This window comes from Leucobacter chromiireducens subsp. solipictus (assembly GCF_016758195.1).
Taxonomy (GTDB): domain Bacteria; phylum Actinomycetota; class Actinomycetes; order Actinomycetales; family Microbacteriaceae; genus Leucobacter; species Leucobacter solipictus.
The window spans coordinates 322,066-346,567 of the sequence record NZ_QYAC01000001.1; the positions used below are offsets into that span (position 1 = coordinate 322,066).

The window sequence follows — 24,502 nt, forward strand, 5'->3', positions numbered from 1 at the left end:
CAGGAAGCAGATCCCGCATACTATGCTGGCGATGTGACCACCTCAACGGCATTGCTCACCGACCACTATGAACTCACGATGGTGGATGCCGCGCTGCACGCCGGCACCGCGCACCGCGCGAGCGTCTTCGAACTCTTTGCGCGTCGCCTCTCCGGGGCTCGCCGCTACGGCGTCGTCGCCGGCACCGGCCGCCTCCTCGAGGCGATCGAACGGTTCCGCTTCACCGACGCGGAGCTCGAGTTTCTCCGCGACAACCGGGTCGTCACCGATCGGACGCTCGACTGGCTCGCCGACTACCGCTTCAGCGGCAACATCTGGGGCTACCCGGAGGGCGAGGTGTTCTTCCCGGGTTCGCCGCTGATCACCGTGGAGGCCAGCTTCGCGGAGGGAGTGCTGCTTGAAACGCTGGCGCTCAGTATCCTCAACGCGGACTCCGCCGTCGCGACCGCCGCCTCCCGCATGGCGCACGCCGCAAACGGGAAACCGCTCGCCGAAATGGGGTCCCGCCGCACCGGCGAGCGCAGCGCCGTCGCGGCTGCCCGCGCCGCCTACATCGCGGGCTTCAGCGCCACCTCGAACCTTGAGGCCGGCCGCAGCTACGGGATCCCCACAATGGGCACCGCCGCGCACAGCTTCACCCTGCTGCACGACAGCGAGCGCCAAGCGTTCGAAGCGCAGGTGGCCGCCCTCGGCGCAGACACCACCCTGCTCGTGGACACCTACGACATCGAGCAGGGAGTACGCACCGCCGTCGAGGTAGCGGGCACCGAACTCGGTGCCGTCCGCATCGACTCCGGGGACCTCCCCGTCGTCGTGGCCCGCGTACGCCAGCTGCTCGACGAGCTCGGGGCCACGCGCACCCGCATCACCGTCACGAACGATCTCGACGAGTACACGGTCGCGGCGCTCGCGGCCTCCCCCGTCGACAGCTTCGGCGTCGGCACCTCCGTGGTCGTCGGCTCCGGCACCCCCACCATGGGCATGGTCTACAAACTCGTCGCTCACCAGGACGACGCCGGCAACTGGATTTCGGTGGCGAAGAAGTCCGCCGACAAAGCATCGGTCGGCGGCCGCAAGAGCGTCCGCCGCAGCTACACCCCGCGCGGGATCGCGAACGCCGAGCTGATTTTCCTGGGCGACGGTCCCGGCGGCGACGCCGAGGGCGGGGACGACACCGGCCGCGAGATCCTCGAACCGCTGGTCATCGCCGGCGAGGTGCAGCCCGGGCACACCGGCAGCGACGGGATCGCCGCCGCCCGCGAACGCCATCGTCAGCGTCTGAGCGAGCTGCCCCCGGTCGCGATGAGCCTCACCCGGGGCGATCCCGCCATCCCCACCGAGTACCGCTAACGCGACAACGCCGAAGGGGCGGGGCTTCGGCCCCGCCCCTTCGGCGTTGGTGTCGCGCTGTGCGCTACTTCTTCATGCGCTCGTAGACTTTCTTGCAGTCCGGGCACACGGGGAACTTCTCGGGATCCCGCGACGGCGTCCACTTCTTGCCGCAGAGCGCGCGGACCGGCTTCCCGGTCATCGCGGACTCCATGATCTTGTCCTTGGGCACGTAGTGCGAAAAACGCTCGTGGTCGCCGTCCTCGATCTGGGCGTCCTCGAGGAGTTTCTCGAGTTCCCGATCCAGCACGTCCGTGCCGCCCCCGGTCGTCCCGGAGCTGTGTGAGTCACCACGCGTAAAGATACCCATGAGGCAATTCTACCCCCGCGCTCCGAAAACCGCGCCTAGTCGTAGACCTGGGTGACGCCGATCAGCTCGGGGCCACTGCGGTCGAAGATCCTGCCGCCCACAAAAATCCCGAGCAGGAGCACGAGCAGGCCATAACCGGCACCGAAGAGCAGTGCCCACAGGTTCTCCCCGAGTTCGACGTCGACAATCGCCACCACGGAGACCCACACGGGCGGCACCGCGAGCCCGATCGCCGCGATCATCGAAAGCGTCTGCGCGAGGCCGGATCCCGAGCCGGACCACTGCGGCTGCACGAAGGGGCTGTCCCCCGGCCGCGTCGCGGGGTAGGGCATCAGCACCGAGAACACGCTCGACACCGCGTTCGAAACGAACAGGACGCCGAGGTTCATGCCGATCACCGCGGGCAACACCCGCCAGTCGCCCATGATCGTCACCGTCACGCTGGAGCCAATGAGCGCGAGCGGCACGCCGAGCAGCAGCACGGGTGCGAGCCGGCCCGCGCGATCCGCGGCGCCGCGAGTACCGCTCGCGACGTGCTCCCAGATCGCGGTCGAGTCCATCGCCACGTCGTTGTGCTGCGACCAGCCCAGCAGGAGCAGGATCACGGGCAGTGGGACGAGCGCGAGCGGCCCGAGCGGGGCCCCCGCGACCCAGAAGGCCACGAGCATGAAGATCGGGGCGATGGGGATCGCGAACAGTGCCACGCGATAGCGCGGGTCCCGCGACCAGTAGGTGAGCAGTCGCGCCGCAATCGCGGGTGCCGGGCGTGCGGGGAAGCGTTCGAACCACCCGAGGCCGCTCCGCGCCACGCCCGGATCCAGGGGGCGTGCCACGCGCCGCAGGGACGCACCCACGACGAGGCTCCACACGAGCAGCAGCAGCAAGATCGCCGCGCCCACGATTGCGAGCCGCAGCATGGCGGCGGCGGGGTCACCGTCCGGGCCGGCTCCGAGCGCGAGCGCCGCGAACGGCGCACCAAACGGGGTCCATCCGAGTACCTCGGAGAAGTCTGACACCGCGGCAAAACCGTCGGTTCCGGCCGCGGCGGCGATCGCGAACACCACGAGCGGCAACAGCGCGACGAGGAGCACCGCACCGATAGTGCGGACGAGCCCCTCGGCGCGATCGCCGACGAGGAGCTTGGCCAGCGCGGAGGTCACGCGCGCGCTGCACACCGCGAGGACCGCGGCGAGCACCAGCGCAGCGGGGGCGAGCCACACGGGGTCGCGCCACTCCGGGCGCAACACGCCGAGCGCGATCAGCCACACCGCGAGGAGGAAAAACGGCCAGCTGACGACCGTGGTGACGAGCAACGCGGTGCCGACCGACGCCGAGGATGCCGGCACCTGGCCGAACTGGCGCGGCTCTAAGTGCCCGCGGTGCGCAAAGAACGGGACCGCAAATATCGCGGCAAGAATGAGTGCGCCGAGACCGGTGTCCACGATCGCGCGCTCTGCCTGATTCGCAATCAGCATCTCGGGCAGCGCCGCGGCGAGCACGGCGACGGCGGCGAGGATCACGAACAGCAGCGCGGTGCGCAGCCCTCGTCCGAACGACCCCCGAAACGCGCCGCCGAGCAGCGCTACGCGGATTCGGAGGAGCCGTGCAACCATTCCAGGCCCTTCTGTGTATCGCTCAACCCGGTGAGCTGCGTGAACCGTTCCTCCAGGCTGAGCCCGTCGCGGACGGCGTCGACCGTGCCCTGCGCGATGACGCTGCCGTCCACGATGATGGAGACGTGGTCGCACACGCGCTGGATCAGGTCCAGGCTGTGGCTCGACATGACGACGCTGCCGCCCCCGGCCACGTACTTCTCCAGGATCTCGGTCACGTTTGCCGCGGACACCGGATCGATCGTCTCGAACGGCTCGTCGAGCACGAGGACCTCGGGGGCGTGAATCATGGCGCACGCGAGCGCGATCTTCTTCTGCATGCCCGCCGAGTAGTCAGACACGAGGCGCCCGAGCGCGGATTCGAGGCCGAAGGCCACCGCCAGCTCCGAGGAGCGCTGCGCCACCGCTGCCTCATCCACGCCGTGCAACACGCCGGAGTAGTACAGCAGCTGTGCGCCGGTGAGTCGATCAAACAGGCGCAGCCGATCCGGCAGCGAACCAATGAGGCGCTTCGCCGCGGGACCGTCGGTCCACACATCGACGCCGCTCACAGACACGCGCCCGGATGTGGGGCGCAGCAGGCCGCTGATCATCGAGAGGGTGGTTGTCTTTCCCGCACCATTCGGGCCGACGACGCCCGTGAAGGATCCCGCGTGGACCTCGATCGAGACCTCGTTCGCGGCGATCACGGAGCCGTAGGTCTTCGTGAGCATCTCGGTCCGGAGCACGATCGGGTTCTGCTGGGCGAGACGCCCACGCTCACGCGCGCGCACAACCGAGGGAACGGGGACCTGGATGCGACCGGTGCGCGGAGCCGCCGCGGGCTCGGGCGCGGCCGCCGGCTCGGGTGTCCGAGCGGGCGCGGGCGCGGCTGTCCGCGCGGGTTGGGGCGCCGACTCAGACGCCGCAGCCGGCACGGGCTCGGGCACCGGCTCAGACGCCGCGGCCGGCACGGGGGCGGCAGCCGGTGCTGCCTCAACCGTGCGCTCGGTCGCGGGAACCGGGGCGGCCACCGCAGTGTCCACATCGGCAGCCCCGTCGGGCCTCGCCTCGGATTCGGGTGTGGACACGGGGGCGTCAACGCGAGGCGTCACGGGCGGGACCGGTGCCCCGGCGGCGCGACTGGGTCGCACGCGGGAGGTCCCACTCGAGGCGGATCCGAGGTCGCCCTCGGAAACCGGGACGCTCGACGTCGAGCTCTCGTGTGGCTCGGAATCGGGCACGGCTGAGGGGGTTACGGGCGGCACACCGTCTAATTTATCAAATAGTTGCGCTCGGAGCGTATGCGCGCCGGGAATCGCAGAAACCGGCAGAATAGCGGTGTGACTTCCGCATCCAGATCGCAGCGCTCCAGCGCGTGGTCATCCCTGTGGCTCCTCACCCGTCGTGACCTGAAGGTGCGGTACTCCACCTCACTCTTGGGATACCTGTGGTCGATCCTCGACCCGCTCCTGATGAGCCTGATCTACTGGTTCGTCTTTACTCAGGTATTCACACGCTCGGTGGGCGAGTCTCCCTACATCGTGTTTCTGTTGACCGCCCTGCTGCCGTGGGTCTGGTTCACGGGGGCGGTCTCCGACTCGACGCGCGCGTTCCTCCGCGATGTGAAGCTCGTGCGATCCGTCGCGCTGCCGCACTGGATCTGGGTGGGCCGGATCGTCTGCTCAAAGGGCGTGGAGTTCCTCCTGAGCCTCCCCGTGCTCGTGGTCTTCGCGGTGTTTTCGGGGGCGACGGTCGGCTGGGGCCTCCTCCTGTTCCCGCTCGCGGTGGTGCTGCTCGCGGCGCTCATTCTCGGGATCGGCCTGATCGTGGCCCCGCTCGTCGTGTTCTTCCGCGATCTCGAGCGCGCGGTGAAGCTCATCATTCGCGTCGCGTTCTACGCCTCGCCCATCATCTACGGGGCCGCGGATCTGCCGGCGTTCGCGCAGCCGCTCGCGTGGCTCAATCCGCTGTCGGGAATCTTCGCGCTGTTCCGCGCCGGGTTCTTCCCGGATCAGTTGAATTGGACGCTCGTGGGGGCGTCCACGGTGATGACGCTCGTGCTCCTCGGGGTCGGCGTGCTCGTGTTCCGACGCACCATCGGTGGCGTCCTGAAGGAGTTGTGACGTGACAGAACCCACTGCATCCCCCGCCCCCGCAGCCGCCTCCCCCGAACCGCTCATCACGGCCTCGGGTCTCGGCGTCCGGTTCCGCCGCAATCGCGGCTCGCGGCGCAGCTTTAAGGACCTGTTCGCGAGCCGCGCGCGGCGCACGCGGCAGGGCGAGTTCTGGGCGCTGCGCGACGTGTCGTTCACCGTGGTCCCGGGCGAAGCCATCGGGGTCGTCGGCCGCAACGGGCAGGGAAAGTCGACGCTGCTGAAGCTCGTCGCCCGGGTCCTGTTCCCCGACGAGGGCCGCGTCACCGTGCACGGCGGCGTGGCCCCGCTCATCGAGATCACCGGCGGCTTCGTGGGCGATCTCACCGTGCGCGACAACGTGCAGCTCACGGGCGGTCTGCACGGCCTCAGCAAACAGGAGATCGCGGAGCGGTTCGACTCGATCATCGAGTTTGCGGGGGCCGAGGACGTCATCGACACCCCGTTCAAGCACCTGTCGAGTGGCATGAAGGTGCGCGTGGCCTTCTCGGTCGTTTCGCAGCTCGATGAGCCCGTGCTGCTGGTCGACGAGGTGCTCGCGGTGGGCGACAAAGCGTTCCGCGCGAAGTGCTATCGCCGAATCGAGGAGTTGCTCGCCGAGGGCAAGACGCTGTTTCTCGTGTCGCACAATGAGCGCGATCTGCGCCGCTTCTGCACGCGCGGGCTGTACCTGAACGGCGGCCGACTCGTGCTCGACGGACCCATCGACGAGGTGGTGGATCGCTACAACGCCGACCACCCTGCGGAGTAGCCGGGGCCGGGCAACGCCCTTCGCCGCGCGCAGTGACTAGCCGCGCGCCCGCCAGGTGTCGGCCCGAGCCAGCAGTTCCTCGATGGCGGCGTGGAAGCGGCGGGTGGGCGCACCGGGTGTCGTATCGCCGAAGTATCGCTGCGACCAGGTTCCGAGCCGTTCGCGTGCCGCGTCGTCCTGGATCACCCGGTCGGTGACGGCGACGGCGTCGTCGAGGTCACCGACGGAAAGCCACTCGCAGACGCTGAGGTAGCCCCCCTCGTCCACCGCGGCCTCGGGAGCCACGGGCCGGGTCACCATGAGGGGTTTCCCCGTCGCCAGCCGGTCGTAGACCATCGCGGAAATATCGCAGATCGCGAGGTCCGGGAGCGACAGCTGCCAGCCGAGCACGGGCGATTCGTCGTAGACGTGCTGCGCGCCCGGGTCGCGGCGGTTCGCCTCGGCGATCGCCGCAATGATTCGTTCGTTCGCGGCACCGAACTCGGCGTCGACGACTCCGCTGCGCGGGTGCGGCCGGTAGACGACGCGGTGACGTCCCGACGCAAGCAGGGCGGTAACGAGGCGCTCCCCGTGCGTGGCGACGGAGCCGTAGCTCGCGGCCGGACGGTCTCCCTCCCAGGTCGGCGCGTAGAACACCACGGTGCGCTCGTCGGGCGCAAAGGGCGGCTGCCCGCCCAGGTGATCGGCCTGCGGGCGACCGATGGCCATGGTCCGGGTGTCAACGTCGTAGTCCCACAGCGCGGCGCTCAGCCGCGCGCGCGCCGCGTCGCCGGCAACCAGGGCGTAATCGTACGCCTTGTGCTGGTTGCTGGTCATGTACATCTTGTCGCTCTCGCCGTGATTGACGAACACGTGCCAGCGCTGCCCGTACCGCATCATCTGGAAGTTGCGCGTGTTCTGGTTGACGTACAGGATCACGTCGAGCGGCTGCTCCTCGATCGTCCGCTCCAGGTCGGTCACCTTCTGCGCGAAGGCCACGTCGAGCCCGCTCTCGCGCATCAGCTGACGCGCTCCGGCCGCGTTGCGCGCCAGCACGAGCACCGGGTGCGTCTTCGAGAGCTCCTGGAGCGGGGCGTACCACCGCCGCATTTGGTAGATGTTGACGTCGCTGTCGGCGAAGTACACACCAACCCGGTAGCGCTGCTCGGGAAGCGGCCCGCGCTCCTGCAGCATGGCGCGGAGTTCGAAATACGCGCGACGCCCCTTGAGTACGCGCTTTGCCAGCTTGACCGCGCGTTTCGTATCCTTCGCCAGTTGCATCCCTCCAGGATAGCGCCGTGCACTCGGGAGTCGCCGCGACGCGTGTGGGAGGATCGTGGGGTGCAGCTGCCCCCACTCCCCGAACGTCCCGCCGTGAGCTTTGTCATGCCCGTGTTAAACGAGGAGGGCTTTCTGGAATCCGCGGTGCGCACGATCCTTGCCCAGGACTACGCGGGCGAGAAGGAGATCGTGCTGGCGCTCGGCCCGTCCACCGACGCGAGCGACGCGATTGCGGCGCGGCTCGCGGCGGAGGACCCCCGCGTACGCCTCGTCGCGAATCCCGAACGGGACATCCCCGCGGGATTGAACCACGCGATCGCCGCGAGCCGCCACCCGGTGATCATCCGGGTGGACGCGCACTCGGAGCTGACACCGGACTACACGAGGCTCGGGATCGCCGCGCTCGCGCGCACCGGCGCGGCGAACGTGGGCGGGATCATGCGGGCCGCCGGGCGCGGGAACGTCCAGCGCGCCATCGCGCGCGGCTATAACAGCCCCTACGGGCTCGGCGGCGGCGCGTACCACGGCGACGGCGTTCCCGGCGAGGCCGAGTCCGCCTACCTCGGCATCTTCCGGCGGGAGGCCATCGAGGCGGTGGGTGGCTACGATCCCACGATCTTGCGCGGTGAGGACTGGGAACTGAACCTCCGGATCCGGCGCGCGGGCTACACCGTCTGGTTCGAGCCGTCCCTCGGCGTGACCTACTGGCCGCGGGCGAGCCTCGGCGATCTGGCCCGGCAGTTTTTTGCGACCGGAACCTGGCGCGCGGTGCTGGTGCGCCGCTACGGTCGCGCGAATCCGTGGCGATTCTTCGCTCCGGGCGCACTGGTGCTGGGGCTCGCGGTGAGTGTGATCGCGCTCGCGCTGCTCGTCACCGGGGTGCTCCCCTGGGCCTCGGCGTGGCCGGTCCTACTCACCCCCGCGGCCCTCTACCTGCTCGGGATCCTGTTCGCGGTCGCGCGGATCCCGGAGCAGCACGGGATCGCCGACCGGCTCCTCACGGGCGCCACGCTCATCACCATGCACCTGAGTTGGGGCGCCGGGTTCCTCCGGGGCATCACGTTCGGTGGCGGGCGCGTCGTGGACCGTTCCCGCATCGGCTAGGCCCGTCCGCTGCAACACGCAACACGCAACACAGCGGAGATCCTGCGGCATTCCCCGGATTTCGCGAAAAATCTCCTCGATCTCCGTGGATCTCCGAGGTGTTGAGTGACGGGTGTGCGCGCGGAGTTCGGTCGCCGCTCGAGTCGAATCGGCGCTAGTGCCGGATCGGCCCGTCCCCCGTGCCGAGCAGGCCGGTCACGCGGTAGGGAATCACCTCGCGCAGGAACAGGCTCGTTGAGGTGCGGTTGATGCCGGGGCAGAGCCGGATCTCCTCGCTCACGCGATAGAGATCGTCGGGATCCTTCGCGACCACGCGCAGCAGCAGGTCCGTGCTGCCGGCCGGGGCGAAGCACTCGAGCACCTCGGGGATGTCCGCGAGGGCGGCGACGGCCTCAGAGATCAGATGCTGATCCAGTTCGACCTGCACGCTCGCCCCCACGGGCCGCCCCAGCGCGGCGGGCGATACTCGGGCGCTGTGGGCGCGCAGCGCCCCCGATGCGGCAAGCTTTTCGAGCCGTGCCTGCACCGTGCCCCGCGCGAGCCCCAGCCGTTGTGCGACCATCGCGGTCGGCATTCGCGCATCGTGGTCGAGCTCGCGGAGGATCCGCCGGTCGGTTGCGTCTAGATCGCTCATTTTGCACGCTTTCTGCTGGATCAACAACTCTCAAACCCATCATATTGCACAATTCAAATGAAACCTCTTGCACGGATCGCGCGATCCTGACTCAATGGTGTCTTGGGACGCGGTCAGTGCGTCCGTATACTCAGCAAGAACACCGTTGCCGCCACACCCGGCGGACGCGGACGGTTACGCCCCACAAGGGCACGCCCACCCAAGGAGAACGCCATGAGCGTCGCCCGTACCCACGTGCACCCCACCTTCACCGAGGTCGCCACCCCGACCCAGGTCCGCCCGAGAACACGCATCGCACTGACCGCCCTGACGCTCTTCACGCTGCTGGTCAGCGCGAATCTCGCCACTCCCCTGTTCCCGCTGCTGGAACTCCGGCTCCACATCTCTGCGCTCGGCACCACGCTCGCCTTCTCCAGCTATGTGTTGAGCCTCATCGTCGGGCTGATCGTGTTCCGCCGATTCGCCGATACCGTGAACCGGCGCACCGTGCTCGTCACCGCGCTCGCGGTCACCGCACTCGGCACGCTGGCCCTCGCATTCGCGCCGAGCCTCGGCTGGTTCTGCCTCGCCCGCGCCGCCCAGGGAGCCGCAATTGCCTGCGCCACCGGCACCGCCTCGGGAGCGCTGCGCGCGCTGCTCCCGGAACGGCCGGCGCTCGTCGGGCGACTGACGCTCCTCGCGAGCTCCGGCGGGGTGGCGGCCGGCCCCATCATCGGCGGTGCCCTCTCCCAGGGCGCGGCACCGCTCACCACCCCATTCGTGACCCTCGCGATCGCGCTCGCCACGCTGATCCCCGCGATCCTGCTCATCGCCCCGCACGAGCTCTGCCGCCCCACCCGGACCCCGGCCCCCATCGCGCTCGCCGACGCCCCGCCGCGCGTGCCGCGCCTGGATCGTCGCCGGGGCCGGCAGTCCCCCGCGGCCCTGCGCGCGTTCCGCGTCGCCGCGGCGACCGGCTTTCTGAGCTTCACCGTGTTCGGCTTCTGTCTCTCGCTCGCTCCGTCCTATTTCGCCGACCTCGTGGGCACCGACTCGCGCCCGCTGATCGGCCTCCTCGCCGCGCTCACCCTCGGGGCATCCGCCCTGACCCAGCTCCTGCCATTGCGCGGCGCCTGGCGGCTCCCCGTGGGACTCGGCACGCTCGCGCTCGCACTGCTGGGCATCGCCGCCGCGGGCGCACTCGGCAGCCCGGCCGTGCTCGTGGTCGCGAGCCTCCTCGCCGGCGTGGGTCAGGGCACCGCGTTCCAGGCCGCGTTCACCGCAGCCACCGCCGCCGTCGACCCGGACCACCACGCGTCGACCGTCAGCGCAATCTACACGGTGACCTACCTCGGCAGCGCCCTGCCCGTGCTCGCGCTCGGGCTCCTCGCGGAGCGGCTCGGCCTCGCGAGCGCGGTCACCGTGTTCGCGCTCGCGACCGCACTCGCGTGCGCCGTGCTTGCGGTCGCCGCGCGTCGGCGAACCTGACGCCGCCCGGCTACTCCGCGAGCAGTTCGAGGGCCGCGCGTTCGGCGGGTGCGAGGAGCGGGCCAAAGCGGTCGGCGACCGCGCCGCGGGCAATCTTGCCCGCGGCCTGGGCGTCGCGCGCGGCGATCGCGTCGAACAGGCCGCGGTCGATCTGCGCGGAGGCGAGCTTGACGCGGTTGTCGTGATGCTCGCCCTCAGCGTCGCGCTGCATCATGCCGCGCAGCACCCCGGAGACGGCCTGCCCGCTCATCTCGAGAATCTGATTGCCGCTCGCGGCCCATACCGCCTCGTGGAACTCGAGGTCGGCGGAGGCGAAGTCCTCCGCGTTCGTGTCGGCGGCGGCCTGCATGCGCTCCACGGCGAGGCGCATGCGGTCGAGCTGCTCCGGGGTGTGACTGAGCGCGGCCAGCTTCGAGGCCGATCCTTCGAGGATCACGCGGTACTGCACGAGCTCGGAGACACTGAGCGCGTCGGTGCCGATCATGGTGCGGAAGGAGCGGCCGAGGGTCTTCGATGAGGGCGCGAGCACCTGCGGTCCGCCACGCGTTCCCGGCCGCGACTCGATCAGCCCCATCGATTGCAGCACCCGGAGCGCCTCGCGCACGGTAGGGCGGCTCACGCTGAACTGCACCATCAGGTCCCGTTCGCTCGCGAGCTGCGACCCCACGGGGATCTCGCCGGAGAGGATCGCCTCTTCGATCTGTTCAACGATGCGCTGATAGGTGTGTACGGGAACCGCGGGTGAGAAGCTGTGGGTGTTCGTCAACTGAGAGTCTTTCCTGCTGGAGCGGACACGGGGTGGGGAACGGCTCGTCTTCGCGCCATTCCCGGGCGGTGCCGGAATTGTCCCTCAGTCTAGTCCCCGCTCAGTGGCCTTACCATGTATCCTGGTTCGAACCCCGTGATCGCATGACATATCAAGGATGATTACCGTACCGGGTGTACCCACCCACCAGATCACGGAGACAGGCACACCCCGCTTGTTCCACTGTATGACCGAGCTGCGGCCCGAGCGCCAACGCCCTACCCTCGAACAGGAAGCAATGATGCGACGCAGGAACTCCCTGACCCTCACCGCGGCCCTCATCACCGCGGGCACGCTCGCCCTCGCGGGCTGCTCAGCGGGCTCCGCCGGCAGCAGCTCCGGCGGATCCGGCACCACGCCGACCACCGCAACCATCGCGCTCACCGGCGCGCCGGTCAACCTCGACTTCACGACCACGGCGGGCTCCGCGATCCCGCAGGCCATGATGTCGAACGTCTACGAGGGTCTCGTGCAGCTCGACCAGGCCGGCGAAATCCAGCCGCTGCTCGCGAAGTCCTGGACCGTCAGCGACGACCGCAAGACGTACACGTTCACGCTCGAGGAAGGCGTCACGTTCTCCAACGGCGACGCATTCACCGCGGATGACGTGAAGTTCAGCTTCGACCGGGTCAAGACCGACTGGGTCTCGAGCCTGAAGGCGAAGATGGACGTCGTCGCGAGCGTCGACGTGATCTCCGACACCGAGGTCGCCGTCACCCTCACGCAGCCCTCGAACGCGTGGCTGTTCAGCCTCGCCACGCCGGTGGGCGCGATCTTCTCCTCGGACGCCGTTGATGATCTCGCGAACTCCCCCGTCGGCACCGGCCCCTACGCGGTCGAGACCTTCACCGCGAACGAGAAGATCGTGCTCGACACCCGCGACGACTACTGGGGCGAGGCCCCCAGCGTCGAATCCGTCACGCTGAAGTACTTCGCGGACGCGACCGCCACGACCAACGCGCTCCGCACCGGCGATATCGACGCGATCGTCAACCTGCAGGCCCCCGAGCTCCTCGACACCTTCGAGGCCGACGACGCCTTCACCGTCACGACCGGCACCTCGAGCGGCGAGATCTCCCTCTCGCTGAACAACAAGGTCGCGCCGTTTGACGACGTACGGGTGCGCCAGGCGGTCCTCTACGCCCTGGACAAGCAGGCGATCCTCGACACCGCCTGGAACGGCTACGGCTCGCTCGTCGCGACCTACGCAACCCCCACCGACCCGTACTACGAGGATCTGAACGACCGCTACCCCTTCGATCCGGAGAAGGCCAAGGCCCTCCTGAAGGAGGCCGGGCAGGAGAACCTCAGCATCGAGTACACCGTGCCGACGCGCCCCTACGCGCAGGCCGTGTCCGAGATCGTCGTCTCGCAGCTCAAGGACGTCGGCATCACCGCGACGATCAAGAGCTCGGAGTTCCCCGCGGTCTGGCTCGACGACGTGTTCACGAACCACAACTACCAGATGACCACGGTGCTCGCGACCGAGGCGCGCGACCTCCTCACGGTGTTCAACGACCCGAACTACTACATCGGCTACGACAACGCGAAGATTGCCCCGATCGCGGCCGAGGCCGACGCTGCCGACGAGGCGGGCTACGTCTCGGGCATGAAGCAGGTCGCCGAGCAGATCGTCGACGACGCCGCCTCCGGCGTCCTCTTCCTGTTCCCGAACATCACGGTCGCGAAGGCCGAGCTGCAGGGGCTGCCCGAGAACGCCATCATCGAGGCGCTCGACCTGACCGAACTCAACTGGAAGTAACGGGCATCGCCCACTGATTGACGCGGGCGCGGACCGAGACGGTTCGCGCCCGCACACCCCCTCTCAACCCCCGAGGACCACGCATGGCCATACGGATTCTGATCAACCTCGCCCGCTTTGTGGTGACCTATCTGGTCGCGACGGTGGTCGTGTTCCTCTTTATGCGGCTCATTCCCGGCGATCCCGCCCAGATCGCCCTCGGCGTCAACGCCACCCCGGAGCTGCTCGAACAGACCCGAAAGGAGTTCGGCACGGATCAGCCCCTGATCGTGCAGTACTTCGACTGGGCCGGCGGGCTCCTGCGCGGCGACTTTGGCACGTCGTACGTGACCCGCACCGACATCAGCCCGCTCGTTGCAGACCGACTCCAGGTCAGCCTGATCCTCGTCATCGCCGCCATGGTCGTGGCGCTCGCGATCGCGATCCCCCTCGGCACCTGGGCCGCAGTGAAGCACCGCAATCTGTCCGGCGTCGTGATCGGTGCCGGATCGCAGCTCGGCGTCGCGGTGCCCGGCTTCCTGGCCGCGATCCTCCTGGTACTCATCTTCGCCGTCGGCCTCGGCTGGCTCCCCGCGAGCGGCTGGACCCCGCCGGGCGAGGACTTCGGCGACTTCGTGCGCCGGCTGATCCTGCCGGTGCTCGCGCTCGCCTCCGTGCAGGGCGCGATCCTGACCCGCTACGTGCGCTCGGCAGTGCTCGAGATCATGAGCGAGGACTACCTCCGCACCGCGCGCGCCAAGGGCCTCAGCAAGATGGGCGCGCTCGTCAAGCACGGGCTCCGCAACGCCGCGATCCCCGTCATCACCGTGACCGGGGTGCAGATCGCCGCGCTCATCATCGGGGCCGTGGTGATCGAGCGCGTGTTCGTGATTCCCGGCCTCGGGTCGATGCTGCTCGACGCCGTCGGCAACCGCGATCTTCTGACCGTACAGTCCGTCGTGATGGTGCTCGTCGCCATCACGCTGGTCCTCAACCTCCTCGTCGACGTGCTCTACACGATCGTCGACCCCCGGATGCGAAAGAGCGCGTAACCATGACCACGCAGAACGTTCCCACGCCCCCGGTGCAGGCCCCTCGCACCAGCGCGATCTCCGCGCCCCGCGCCCCGCGCAAGCGCAGCCGGCTCTCCCCCACGCTGATCATCGGCCTCGTGCTCGTCGGGATCGTCACCGTCGCCGCACTGGTGTCCTTCGTGTGGACCCCCTACGATCCGGTGCAGGCGATCGCCGCCGACCGGCTCCAGGGCCCGAGCGGCACCCACTGGTTCGGCACCGACCGCTACGGCCGCGACGTGTTCTCCGCGATGCTCTACGGCGCGCGGATCACCCTGTTCGTCGGCATCATCTCCGTCGGCATCGCGATCCTGATCGGCACCCCGCTCGGCATCATCGCCGGGATCCGTGGCGGCTGGATCGAAGAGGTCATCATGCGCACCTCCGATATCGCGCTCGCGTTCCCCGCCCTGCTGCTCGCCATCATGTTCAGCGCCGTCTTCGGCGCATCAACGCTGACGGCGATGGTCGCCATCGGCATTGCGACGATTCCGGGCTTCGCCCGCGTGGCGCGATCCGGCACCCTGCAGGTGATGAGCACCGAGTACGTGCTCGCGGCTCGCGCCTCCAGCCAGTCCCGGTTCCGCATCGCGCTGCGGCACGTGCTTCCGAACATCATCGGGATCGTCGTGGTGCAGTGTTCCGTGTCGTTCGCCCTCGCGGTGCTCGCCGAGGCCGGCCTCAGCTTCCTCGGGCTCGGCACCCCGCCGCCCACCCCGTCGTGGGGTCGCATGCTGCAGGAATCGCAGCAGTTCCTGGGCACGCACCCGCTGCTCGCCATCATCCCCGGCATCGCGATCGCGATCGCTGTGATGGGCTTCAACCTGCTCGGCGACGGGCTCCGTGACCGATTCGACCCGAAGCTGAACGGGAGCCGCGACGCATGACCACGAACACTCACCCCGCCACCAGCGGCACGCCGCTGCTCGCCGTCGACGGGCTCACCGTCGCGACCCCGCACCGCACTCTCGTGCACGATTTCACGCTGCACATGGCGCACGGCGAGCGGATCGGCCTGATCGGCGAGTCCGGCTCGGGCAAATCCATGACCACGACCGCGCTCCTCGGGCTGCTCCCCGCCGGGGTGTCCGCGACGGGCTCCGTGCGGCTCGACACGGGCCGTGAGGGTGCCCCGAGCGGCAACCTGCTCGAGGCGTCGGAGTCGGAGCTCCTGCGGATCCGGGGGCGAGACGCCGCCATGGTGTTCCAGGAGCCCCTGACCGCGCTGAACCCGCTCATGCGCGTGGGTGCCCAGGTTGCCGAGATCATGCTCGTGCACAAACTCGCACCGTCGAAGGCCGAGGCGCATCGCCGAGCCGTCGAAATGCTCGACGCCGTGCACCTGCCGGATCCCGCGCAGGCCGCCCGCGCGTACCCGCACCAGCTCTCGGGCGGGCAGCGCCAGCGCGTCATGCTCGCCATGGCGCTCGCGAACGACCCCGCGCTGCTGCTCTGCGACGAGCCCACGACCGCGCTCGACGTCACCGTGCAGCGGCAGGTGCTCGACCTGATCCTCGAACTCGTGAAGGAGCGCAACACCGGTCTCCTGTTCATCACCCACGACCTCGCCGTGGTCGCAAACATGTGCACGCGCGTGCTGGTCATGAATCAGGGCGTCGTGGTCGAGGAGGGCACCACGGAAGCGGTCTTCACGCGGCCGCAGCACCCCTACACGCGGGGCCTGCTCGCCGCGAGCGACCTCGACGCGACCGACGCGGACGGGCGGCTCTTCACGGTGGCCAGCGCGAAGGAGTACCTGCCCCCGACGCGCGAGCAGCTCGCGGCCGAGGCCGTCAGGGAGACGGCCGCTCCGGTGCTGGATCCGGACGCAGCGCCGGATCAGAGCGCAACACCGGCCCCGAGCGCGGCGGCTCGCGACACCGTGATGCGCGTCACGGACCTGGTCCGCACGTACACCCGCAGCAAGACGAGCCTGTTCACGCCCGCGCCCGAGGTCCACGCGCTGAAGGGCATCTCCTTCGAGGTGCCGCGCGGCGGTCGCCTCGGCGTGGTCGGCGAGTCCGGCTCCGGCAAGTCGACGCTGCTCCGGATCCTGGCGGGCCTCGACCAGCCGACCTCGGGCAGCGCGGTCGTCGCCGGCAACGAGGTCGCGGGGGCGAAGGAACACCAGCTGCGGGAGCTGCGACAGCAGTTGCAGATCGTGTTCCAGGACCCGATGGGCTCGCTCGACCCGCGCATGACGGTGGAGCAGATCATCTCCGAGCCCTTGCTGGTGCGTGGCCGCTCCGAGACCGCGGCCGAGCGCTCGCGCATGGTCGCGGAGATGCTCGAAGCCGTCGGACTCCCCGCCTCGGCCGCGGAGCGCTACCCGCACCAGTTCTCGGGTGGACAGCGCCAGCGCATCTCGATCGCCCGCGCCCTGATCTGCCGCCCGCAGGTTGTCGTCGCCGACGAGCCGGTGAGCGCGCTCGACGTGTCCGTGCGCGCCCAGGTGCTGAACCTCCTCGCGGACCTGGTCGACGAGTACGGGCTCACCCTCGTCTTTGTTTCGCACGACCTGAACGTGGTGCGCCACCTGTGCGATTCCGTGATCGTGATGCAGGCCGGGGAGATCGTGGAGGCGGGTCCCACCGAAACCGTCTACCGTGCTCCCCAGCACCCGTACACGCAGCGCCTCATCGATTCCTCGCTCACCCTGCGTCAGGAACTGCAGCACGCGTTCTAGCGCCGGGGCCCGCGTTCCGCCGCCCTGTTTCCGCTCCATCTTGCTTCCCCGAAAGGACACCCCGTGACCGACCACGCTGCCCCCGCCTCCCCCGACACCGCCGCCGGTCGCCGCCTCGCCGATCTCTCGGCCGGTGAGCTGGCGACCGGGTATGCCGCGGGGACGTTCACGCCGAGCGCGGTCGCGGAGGACGTGATCGCTCGAGTGCAAGAGCGCGAGCCCGAGCTGAACGCGCTCTACCTCTTCGACCCGGAGCAGGTGCGCGCCGACGCGGCGGCGGCCACGGCGCGCTGGGCCGCCGGCTCCCCGCGCGGGCCCCTCGACGGCGTTCCCGTCACCGTGAAGGAGAACATCGCCCGCGCGGGACAGCCAAAGCCCTCGGGCACGGCGATCCCGAACCCGCCCGTGCCCGCGCAGAACGCGCCGACCACGGATCGGCTCATCGAGGCCGGCGCCGTGATCGTGGGCTCCACCACGATGCCCGACTGGGGCATGCTCTCCTCCGGAGTATCGAGCCTGCACGGGATCACGCGCGGCGGCCTGAACCCCGCGCACACCTCCGGCGGATCGAGCGCCGGGGCCGGGGCCGCCGCCGCCGCGGGCTACGGGCCGCTCCACGTCGGCACCGACATTGGCGGGTCGATCCGTTTGCCGGGCACGTGGCAGGGGCTGACCGCACTCAAGCCCAGCGAGGGACTCATTCCGCTCGACGTGCCGTACATGGGCCGCGCTGCGGGCCCCCTGACGCGCACCGCCGCGGACGCGATCCGGCTGATGGCCGTGATCGGCCAGCCGGATCCCCGGGACTATCTCACCCGCCCCTACGCGGGCCTCAAGTGGTCGACCGAGCCGCTTGCCCCGGCCGGTATGCGCGTCGCGCTCCAACTCGACGCCGGGTCCGGGCTTCCGGTCGAGCCCGAGACGCGCGCCGCGATCGAGCGGGCCGCTGAGCTGTTCGCCGCAGCCGGCGCCACCGTCGAGCCGCTCGCCCCGTTCATCGCGCCCGAGGTTCTTGACGGGATCGTCGGATTCTGGCGGAGCCGCTCCTACGCGGATTACCGCGCGCTCACGCCCACCGAGCAGGCGGCGGTACTGCCGTTTATCGTGGAGTGGTGCGTCGCCGGGCGGGATTTCACCGCCGCCGAGACCGTGCGCAACCGCAGCATGATGGACGAGATGGCGCGCCTCACTCGCGCGGCCACGCAGCCCTACGATCTCGTCCTCTCCCCGGTCACCCCCGTCGCGGCGTTCCCCGCGGAGGACCCGATGCCGATCACCGATCCGCTGCAAACCATGGGACATATCTCGTTCACCGTGCCCTACAACATGTCGGGCCAGCCTGCGCTGTCCGTCGGGGCTGGCATCCAGGACGACGGCCGCACGATCGGCCTGCAGATCGCGGGACCGATCGGGAGCGACGATCGCCTGCTGCGGGTGGCGGCGTGGTTCGAGACCGTGCGCGGGGCCGGGGCGGCAGTGGACTGGTCGCGACTGCCGTAGCCACCGGGGTTCGCGGGGTGAAATCGCGGGTGAAACCTGGGGCGAAACTCGCGTGAACGTTTCGCACACGCGTTTCACACACATGTCATGTCCGGGCGGCGAGGGTTAGGCTACCCCGGTTCCCTGTTTTCGGACCGCCTGGAGACCCCTGTGATTCCCCGCGACGTACCCGTTCATCCGCCCATTTCTCTGCGTACGGTCGCCGCGCTCGGCACTGCCGCGCTCACCCTCGTCGCCGGAACCGCGATCGCCAGCGGGCTCACCGCGACGCCGGCGGCTGCGGCACCGAGCAGCGACGCCGCGACACCGGACCTGCTCGTCACCTCGGCTGCGGACACCGGGGCGGGCACGCTCCGCGCCGCGCTTGAGCTCGCGAACACCACCCCCGGCGCGCAGACGATCGGCTTCGCGGCCGACGTCACCACGGTGACACTTGACAGCCCCCTCCTCAGCACCGATGCCGTGACGCTCGCGGGCACCGGCGTCACCGTGCTCGCCAGCCCGGAGTGGGCGGTCACCGCGCCCGAGCCCGGCGGACCGCGCTCGCCCGATGTGCTGCTGCACGCGCAGCGTTCCGCGCTCACGCTCCACGGGATGACGTTCGATGCGGCCCAGACTGCCGAGTCCGCGGTGTTCCTCGACGCCCCGGGCGGTGCGGACGCGGTGACCATCGCCGACAGTACGCTGCGCGACGCTACGGGAAGCGCGCTGGTCATCGCCGGCGCCCAGGCCCCCATCGCCGTGGACCGCAGCACACTCGTCCAGCAGGCCACGGCAAATCGCGCGACAGGGATCGTGGGGGCGGATAGTTCCGCCGCGGCGATCACGGTCACCGACACCACGGTCGCCGGCTTCGGAGCGAGTGCCGCGTCCTTCCAGGAGTGGAACCCCGTGCCCGGCACCGACGCCCAGATCCGCTTCGAGCGCAGCACGCTCTCCGACAACGGTCGCATCGACGATCCTGCCGCGGCCGCTGGCGGGATCGTCCTGGAACAGTCGCAAGACCTCCGCACGGGACCGCGCCTCCTCGTGCAGGATTCGATGCTGGCACGCAACGCCGGACACACCGCGGGCGGCATCGCGGTCAGCACCCCGCGCTGGGACGCTCCGGGGACCACGCACACCGTCGAAATCACCGGCTCCACCTTCCACGGCAATCTCGGCTATGACGCGGACGACCTCTCGGAGCTGCCCGAGGCGAGCTTCGCCGCTGCGCGCGCCGACGAGGGCCTCGCGAGCGCTTCGGAGGACATCCCAGCGTCGGACACGCCCGTCGTCTTCGACGTGTCCAACAGCACCTTCGTCGGCACCGAGGAGTTTCCCTCTCGGGTGCTCTCCCTGAATAACCCCGGGACACGCTCGACGTTCGACCAGGTCACCGTCCTGAACGGGTACGTGGCCGTCGGCTACTGGATTCAGTCCCCCGTGTTCGACATGCAGGACACCGTGATCGAGGCCGGCGACTGGGATCCCATCAACATCGCGCAGCCGGCCCGCTCAGTTCCCGTCGATTCGGCACCGGAGCGTTCCGTGCCCACGGATCCCTTGCCGACGGACTCCGTGCCAACGGCCGACGCACCCGCGCAGCCGCCGGTGGCGCGCTCACTGCGGAGCGCGTACGTGGATGCCGCCGGAACGGGGCAGCCGCAGATTCAGGGCAGCGACGACGTCGTGGTGCGCTCGGCTGAGGAACTGCGCCTGGGCACGCTGGCCGACAACGGTGGGCACACCCCGACCGTGCTCCCCGCGGACGAGAGCCCGCTCGTCGACGCGGGCGAGGCCGGCGCGGGGCAGGAGCCGGATCAGCGCGGCGTCTCCCGGCCGCAGGGTCCCCGCAGCGATATCGGTGCCGTCGAGGTAGCCGAGCCGCCCGTGACGGATCCGGGGACCGATCCGAGCACCGACCCAAGCACCGACCCGGCAACGGATCCCAGCACGGACCCGGCAACGGATCCCGCCACCGACCCGAGCACGGAGCCCGGCACGGATCCCACGTCCGACCCCACGACGGATCCGGCCACCGACCCCGCCACTGATCCGGCGAGCGACCCTTCCACGGACCCGGGAACTGAGCCGGGAACTGAGCCGGGAACGGAGCCGGCTGGGCCCGCGGAGCAGGGCGATGCGCTGGCGCGGACGGGCGCGTCGGGCGGCCTCATCGCGTGGGGCGTCGCCGCGGCGATCGCCGCCATCGCCGGGGGCGGGCTGCTGCTCGCTCGGACGCGCACGCGACGCGGCTGATCCCGCGCACACTGCGAACCCGCCCGAGTCGGCTGACTCGGGCGGGTTCGCAGTGTGTCGAGGCGTCTAGCTCGCGGGCGGGGTGAAACGCCCGTCGATCGCGGTCCAGCCGCCGTCGACGGTGAGTGTGGTCCCGGTCACGAAGGAGGCCGCGTCTGAGGCGAGGAATACGACGGCCCCTGCCAGCTCGTCGGGACGCGACCAGCGGCCAAGTGCGCTCTTCTCGGCGTAGGCGTCGTACCATTCCGGGTTCGCCTTGATCTGCGAGGTGAGCGGGGTTTCCACCACACCGGGGGCCACCACGTTCACCCGCACGCCCTGCGCACCGTACTCCGCCGCAGCGGTCTTGGCGAGCTGCACGAGCCCGGCCTTCGTCGCCGCGTAGACCCCCTGACCCGGTTCCACGACCTGCGCCCGGATCGAGGCGAAGCCAATGATCGACCCGCCCCCGTTCGCCGCGAATCGCTCGGCGAACTGGCGGATCAGCTGGAACGAGGCCCGCAGGTTGAGGTTCAGCACGCGATCGAACTCGTCCATCGTGTAGTCCGCCATGCGCTTGCGCACGTTCGTTGCCGCGGTGAACACGAGCGCCGCGGCGGTGCCGAAGCGCTCGGCGGCAGCAGCCACCTCGGCATCGTCGAGCACGTTCAGACGGTACGCCTCAGCGGAGCCACCCTGCTCCTGAATGACGGCGGCGGTTGCCTCCGCGGCGTCGAGCGCCCAATCGGCGACCACGACGTGCGCCCCCTGCGCGGCCAGCGCCTGCGCCGACTCGCGGCCGATGCCGGATCCGGCACCGATCACCACGACGGTGCGCGAATCAAGCCGGAACAACCGGCTGTAGTCGGGGGAAGCGGAGGGCTTGGTCATGCTGGGTCCTTTGCTGGTGCGGGTCAAAGACGGAGTGGGCGGTTAGCCGCGGGCGCGGGGCCGGATCATGGCCATGCGGGTGACGGTGAACTCTTCGATGGCGTAGCGCGGACCCTCGCGTCCGATGCCGGAATCCTTCACCCCGCCGTAGGGCATGATGTCGGAGCGGAAGCCGGGGATCTCGTTGACCACCACACCGCCGACGTCGAGCTGTTCGATGGCCGCAAACGCGCTCTCGAGCGAGGCCGTGTAGATCGCGGCCTGCAAGCCGTAGCGGGAGGCGTTGACGAGGGCGATGGCCTCCGGCATCGAGTCGACCGTGGTGAGGCAGATCACCGGGCCGAAGATCTCCTCGGCCCAGACCTCGGCATCTGCCGGAACCTGTCCGAGCACGGTCGGCTGCACCAGCGCGGGGTTCGTCGCCGCAGCGTCACTGACCGTGCTCCCGTCCTCTCCCGCGAGCACGGTGGCCCCCGCGACGACGGCCGCGGCGATCATGGCCCGGATCCGGTGTCCGGAGGCCGCGTTGATGACGGGGGCGACGGTCGTGTCCACGGCGCGCGGATCGCCGACGACGACCTCCCCCATGCGCGCGATCAGGCGCTCCGTGAACGTCTGCGCAATCGGCCGCTCGAGCACCACGCGCTGCACGGAGATGCACGCCTGCCCATTGGCGTAAAACCCGCCGCGCAGCACGGCGTCGACGGCCGCGTCGAGGTCGGCGTCGGCCGCGACGATAAACCCGGTGTTCGAGCCGAGCTCCAGCACCGTCTTGCGCGGTGCCGCCTGCTGGGCGATCAGGTGGCCGATCTTCGCCGAGCCCGTGAACGAGACGACCTGCGCGCGCGGATCCCGCACGAGCGTCTCCCCCACTTCGGGGGCACCGTTGACGAGCTGCACCGCGGCGGGCGTGATGCCGCGGGAGAGCAGTTCCTCGCGCACGATCGCGACGAGTTCCAGCGTGGCCAGCGGGGTGTTGGGCGCGGGCTTGATGATCACCGGGCACCCCGCGGCGATGGCCGGGGCGAGCTTGTGCGTGGCAAGCAGGAGGGGGTAGTTGAAGCCCGCGATGCCGATGACCACACCGGCGGGCTTCCGGCTGTAGTAGCCGATCATGCCCCGGCCCAGCTCCTGCAGGTCGAGCGGCACCGTCTCCCCGTGAACGTGCGAGACCTCCTCGGCGGTGGCTTGGAGGGTCACGATGGTCCGGTTCACCTCGGTCTGGCAGTCGACGCGGGGCTTGCCGGTTTCGAGGATGAGGAGCTCCACGAAACGCTCGGCATCCGCTCGCAGACGGTCGTGCACGGCGAGCAGGACGGCCTTGCGCTCGGCCGTGGTGAGCGCTGCGATCTCGGGCCGGGCCGCCGCGGCGGCGTCCAACGCGTCGCGCGACTCAGCCGCGGTGCTCACCGGAGCCGCGGCGACAACCGTGCCGTCGAAGGGAAACACCACGTCCTGTGAGTCCGGCACCGCGCGCCAGGTCGCGCCGATCGGGAGCTGCCCGGCCGGGGCGATCAGGGCGAGCGCCTCGCGCTGGCTCGCCGGGCTCTGCCGGGGGTCCAGCTGAGTGGTGTCGCGCTGCGTGTCGTCGCTCATGGTGGTGTCCTCGCGTGCGGGGCCGCGTCGCGGCACGGTGCCACGACGCAACGGATGACCGGTGAAGTGTGCGGCCTCCCGCGTCGCGCGAGTGGCCTTACCAGTTAATATAGTTGAACATCGCCTGTTCGCCAACGCAGCGCCGCCGCCATGGTCCGCGGCGCGACCGCCGGAAGGATCCCACATGACGAACCGCTATTCCCTCGCAGTGCTCCCCGGCGACGGCATTGGCCCGGAGGTCGTGGGCTGCGCCCTCGAGGTCCTCGATGCCGCCGAGGCACGCTTCGGGTTCACCACGGCGCGCACCCCGGTTGCGGCGGGTGCGCAGCACTACCTCGCCACCGGCGAGCTGTTCACCGAGGTCGAGCCCACGCTTCGCGAGCACGACGCGATCCTCTTCGGCTCCATGGGCGATCCCGCCGTCACCCCGGGGATCCTGGAGCGCGGCTTTATTCTCGAAATGCGGCAGCGCTTTCAGCAGGCGGCGAACGTGCGCCCCGTGCGCCTCTATCCCGGCGTCCCCACGCCGATCGCCGGGCTCACCCCCGAGCGCTGCGAGATGGTGATCGTCCGAGAGAACACCGAGGGTGCCTACGTCGGCCGCGGCTCCACCGTCCACGCGGGCACGGAGCACGCCGTCGCGATGCAGGAATCGCTGAACACCCGGGCCGGGATCGAGCGCGTCGTCGACTTCGCGTTCCGCCTGGCGCTCGGTCGCCGCAACAAGCTCACGCTCTGCCACAAGACGAACATTCTCGTCGCCGCCGGCCAGCTCTGGCAGGAGGTCGTCGCCGACCTCGCGCTCCGCTACCCCGAGGTGGAGACGGACTACGTGCACGTTGACGCGATGTGCTTCCACCTCCCCCTCACGCCCGAGCGCTTCGACGTCGTGGTGACGGACAACCTGTTCGGCGACATCATCACCGACCTCGGGGCCGTCATCCAGGGCGGGCTCGGCGTCGCGACCAGCGCGAACCTCAATCTCGACGGCACCGCGCCCTCGATGTTCGAGGCGATCCACGGCTCCGCCCCCGACATCGCGGGCACGGGCTGGGCCAACCCCTCGGGGGCGATCCTCTCCCTCGCGCTGCTCCTCGGCCACCTCGGAGAGGGAGATGCCGCACGCGCGGTCGAAGCGGCCACCGTGCAGGTGCTCGGCGAGCTGCCCGCGCTCGCCGGCGCCGAGATGGGCATGCGCACGGAGGAGGTGGGGGCCCGCATCGCCGCGCTGGTGCGCGACGGGGAGGCCGATCCGACGCTCGTCCCCGATTCGCTCCTCGGACAGCTCGCCACGCTCGCGCCGTCGCGGCGCTAGCGGGATTCGCCC

The 24,502-nt window shown here is 69.9% G+C and carries 20 protein-coding genes; 12 read left to right on the plus strand and 8 right to left on the minus strand.

Translation table 11 applies throughout. The annotated features are described in order from the left end of the window. The first annotated feature begins 33 nt into the window (after nucleotides 1-33). A complete protein-coding gene (locus D3230_RS01545; RefSeq protein WP_202343239.1) occupies nucleotides 34-1,350 on the plus strand; it encodes a nicotinate phosphoribosyltransferase in 1,317 nt (438 codons plus the stop codon). Nucleotides 1,351-1,414: 64 nt separating this feature from the next. On the opposite strand, the gene D3230_RS01550 is transcribed toward D3230_RS01545, so the two are convergent. Genes D3230_RS01550 through D3230_RS01560 form a run of 3 tightly spaced genes read right to left on the minus strand, consistent with a single transcriptional unit; the run spans nucleotide 1,415 to nucleotide 4,382 of the window. Next, nucleotides 1,415-1,699, minus strand: coding sequence for a DUF3039 domain-containing protein (locus tag D3230_RS01550; protein ID WP_202343240.1), 285 nt, complete (start codon nucleotides 1,697-1,699; stop codon nucleotides 1,415-1,417). Nucleotides 1,700-1,734: 35 nt separating this feature from the next. Further along, nucleotides 1,735-3,312, minus strand: a complete 1,578-nt coding sequence (locus tag D3230_RS01555) for a hypothetical protein (RefSeq protein WP_202343241.1) — start codon at nucleotides 3,310-3,312, stop codon at nucleotides 1,735-1,737. Next, nucleotides 3,282-4,382 carry an ABC transporter ATP-binding protein gene (locus D3230_RS01560; protein ID WP_337249041.1) on the minus strand — a complete coding sequence of 367 codons (1,101 nt, stop codon included), beginning with the start codon at nucleotides 4,380-4,382 and terminating at the stop codon, nucleotides 3,282-3,284. Before D3230_RS01560 ends, D3230_RS01555 begins: the two co-directional genes overlap by 31 nt. Before the next feature lie 213 nt (nucleotides 4,383-4,595). Here D3230_RS01560 and D3230_RS01565 point away from each other — a divergent pair, with 213 nt between their 5' ends. Together D3230_RS01565 and D3230_RS01570 are read left to right on the plus strand one after the other, a co-directional pair. Further along, the gene (locus tag D3230_RS01565; RefSeq protein WP_202343242.1) at nucleotides 4,596-5,417 is read left to right on the plus strand and encodes an ABC transporter permease; all 822 of its coding nucleotides are present in this window, start codon (nucleotides 4,596-4,598) and stop codon (nucleotides 5,415-5,417) included. Nucleotides 5,418-5,472: 55 nt separating this feature from the next. After that, nucleotides 5,473-6,198, plus strand: coding sequence for an ABC transporter ATP-binding protein (locus D3230_RS01570; RefSeq protein WP_337249070.1), 726 nt, complete (start codon nucleotides 5,473-5,475; stop codon nucleotides 6,196-6,198). Between the two features lie 36 nt (nucleotides 6,199-6,234). On the opposite strand, the gene D3230_RS01575 is transcribed toward D3230_RS01570, so the two are convergent. After that, complete coding sequence (locus D3230_RS01575) at nucleotides 6,235-7,458, minus strand: hypothetical protein (RefSeq protein ID WP_202343244.1); 1,224 nt, start codon at nucleotides 7,456-7,458, stop codon at nucleotides 6,235-6,237. A 60-nt stretch (nucleotides 7,459-7,518) separates the two neighbouring features. Between D3230_RS01575 and D3230_RS01580 the strand changes: the two genes are divergently transcribed. Beyond that, a complete protein-coding gene (locus tag D3230_RS01580) occupies nucleotides 7,519-8,562 on the plus strand; it encodes a glycosyltransferase (protein ID WP_202343245.1) in 1,044 nt (347 codons plus the stop codon). A 154-nt stretch (nucleotides 8,563-8,716) separates the two neighbouring features. On the opposite strand, the gene D3230_RS01585 is transcribed toward D3230_RS01580, so the two are convergent. After that, nucleotides 8,717-9,196 (minus strand): Lrp/AsnC family transcriptional regulator, encoded by a 480-nt coding sequence (locus tag D3230_RS01585; RefSeq protein ID WP_202343246.1) that lies wholly within the window; start codon nucleotides 9,194-9,196, stop codon nucleotides 8,717-8,719. Between the two features lie 213 nt (nucleotides 9,197-9,409). Here D3230_RS01585 and D3230_RS01590 point away from each other — a divergent pair, with 213 nt between their 5' ends. Beyond that, entirely contained in the window at nucleotides 9,410-10,663 is a 1,254-nt protein-coding gene (locus D3230_RS01590) for an MFS transporter (RefSeq protein ID WP_202343247.1), read from the plus strand. A 10-nt stretch (nucleotides 10,664-10,673) separates the two neighbouring features. Here the strand turns inward: D3230_RS01590 and D3230_RS01595 are convergent, their stop codons facing one another. Beyond that, on the minus strand, nucleotides 10,674-11,429 hold the full coding sequence (locus tag D3230_RS01595; protein ID WP_202343248.1) for a FadR/GntR family transcriptional regulator: 756 nt from the start codon (nucleotides 11,427-11,429) through the stop codon (nucleotides 10,674-10,676). Nucleotides 11,430-11,706: 277 nt separating this feature from the next. On the opposite strand from D3230_RS01595, the gene D3230_RS01600 reads away from it, so the two are divergent. From D3230_RS01600 to D3230_RS16285, 6 genes are all read left to right on the plus strand, one after another. Then, complete coding sequence (locus D3230_RS01600) at nucleotides 11,707-13,230, plus strand: ABC transporter substrate-binding protein (RefSeq protein WP_202343249.1); 1,524 nt, start codon at nucleotides 11,707-11,709, stop codon at nucleotides 13,228-13,230. An 83-nt stretch (nucleotides 13,231-13,313) separates the two neighbouring features. After that, a complete protein-coding gene (locus D3230_RS01605; protein ID WP_202343250.1) occupies nucleotides 13,314-14,261 on the plus strand; it encodes an ABC transporter permease in 948 nt (315 codons plus the stop codon). A gap of 2 nt (nucleotides 14,262-14,263) precedes the next feature. Further along, nucleotides 14,264-15,169, plus strand: a complete 906-nt coding sequence (locus tag D3230_RS01610; RefSeq protein WP_202343251.1) for an ABC transporter permease — start codon at nucleotides 14,264-14,266, stop codon at nucleotides 15,167-15,169. Further along, nucleotides 15,166-16,968 carry an ABC transporter ATP-binding protein gene (locus tag D3230_RS01615; protein ID WP_202343252.1) on the plus strand — a complete coding sequence of 601 codons (1,803 nt, stop codon included), beginning with the start codon at nucleotides 15,166-15,168 and terminating at the stop codon, nucleotides 16,966-16,968. Before D3230_RS01610 ends, D3230_RS01615 begins: the two co-directional genes overlap by 4 nt. A 63-nt stretch (nucleotides 16,969-17,031) precedes the next feature. After that, entirely contained in the window at nucleotides 17,032-18,468 is a 1,437-nt protein-coding gene (locus D3230_RS01620) for an amidase (protein ID WP_202343253.1), read from the plus strand. Nucleotides 18,469-18,618: 150 nt separating this feature from the next. Continuing rightward, nucleotides 18,619-20,709 carry a choice-of-anchor Q domain-containing protein gene (locus tag D3230_RS16285; RefSeq protein ID WP_202343254.1) on the plus strand — a complete coding sequence of 697 codons (2,091 nt, stop codon included), beginning with the start codon at nucleotides 18,619-18,621 and terminating at the stop codon, nucleotides 20,707-20,709. 66 nt (nucleotides 20,710-20,775) lie between these two features. On the opposite strand, the gene D3230_RS01630 is transcribed toward D3230_RS16285, so the two are convergent. Together D3230_RS01630 and D3230_RS01635 are read right to left on the minus strand one after the other, a co-directional pair. Beyond that, nucleotides 20,776-21,579 carry an SDR family NAD(P)-dependent oxidoreductase gene (locus D3230_RS01630; protein ID WP_202343255.1) on the minus strand — a complete coding sequence of 268 codons (804 nt, stop codon included), beginning with the start codon at nucleotides 21,577-21,579 and terminating at the stop codon, nucleotides 20,776-20,778. 42 nt (nucleotides 21,580-21,621) lie between these two features. After that, complete coding sequence (locus tag D3230_RS01635) at nucleotides 21,622-23,175, minus strand: aldehyde dehydrogenase family protein (RefSeq protein ID WP_202343256.1); 1,554 nt, start codon at nucleotides 23,173-23,175, stop codon at nucleotides 21,622-21,624. Between the two features lie 184 nt (nucleotides 23,176-23,359). On the opposite strand from D3230_RS01635, the gene D3230_RS01640 reads away from it, so the two are divergent. Then, the gene (locus tag D3230_RS01640; protein ID WP_202343257.1) at nucleotides 23,360-24,490 is read left to right on the plus strand and encodes a 3-isopropylmalate dehydrogenase; all 1,131 of its coding nucleotides are present in this window, start codon (nucleotides 23,360-23,362) and stop codon (nucleotides 24,488-24,490) included. Nucleotides 24,491-24,502 lie beyond the last annotated feature (12 nt).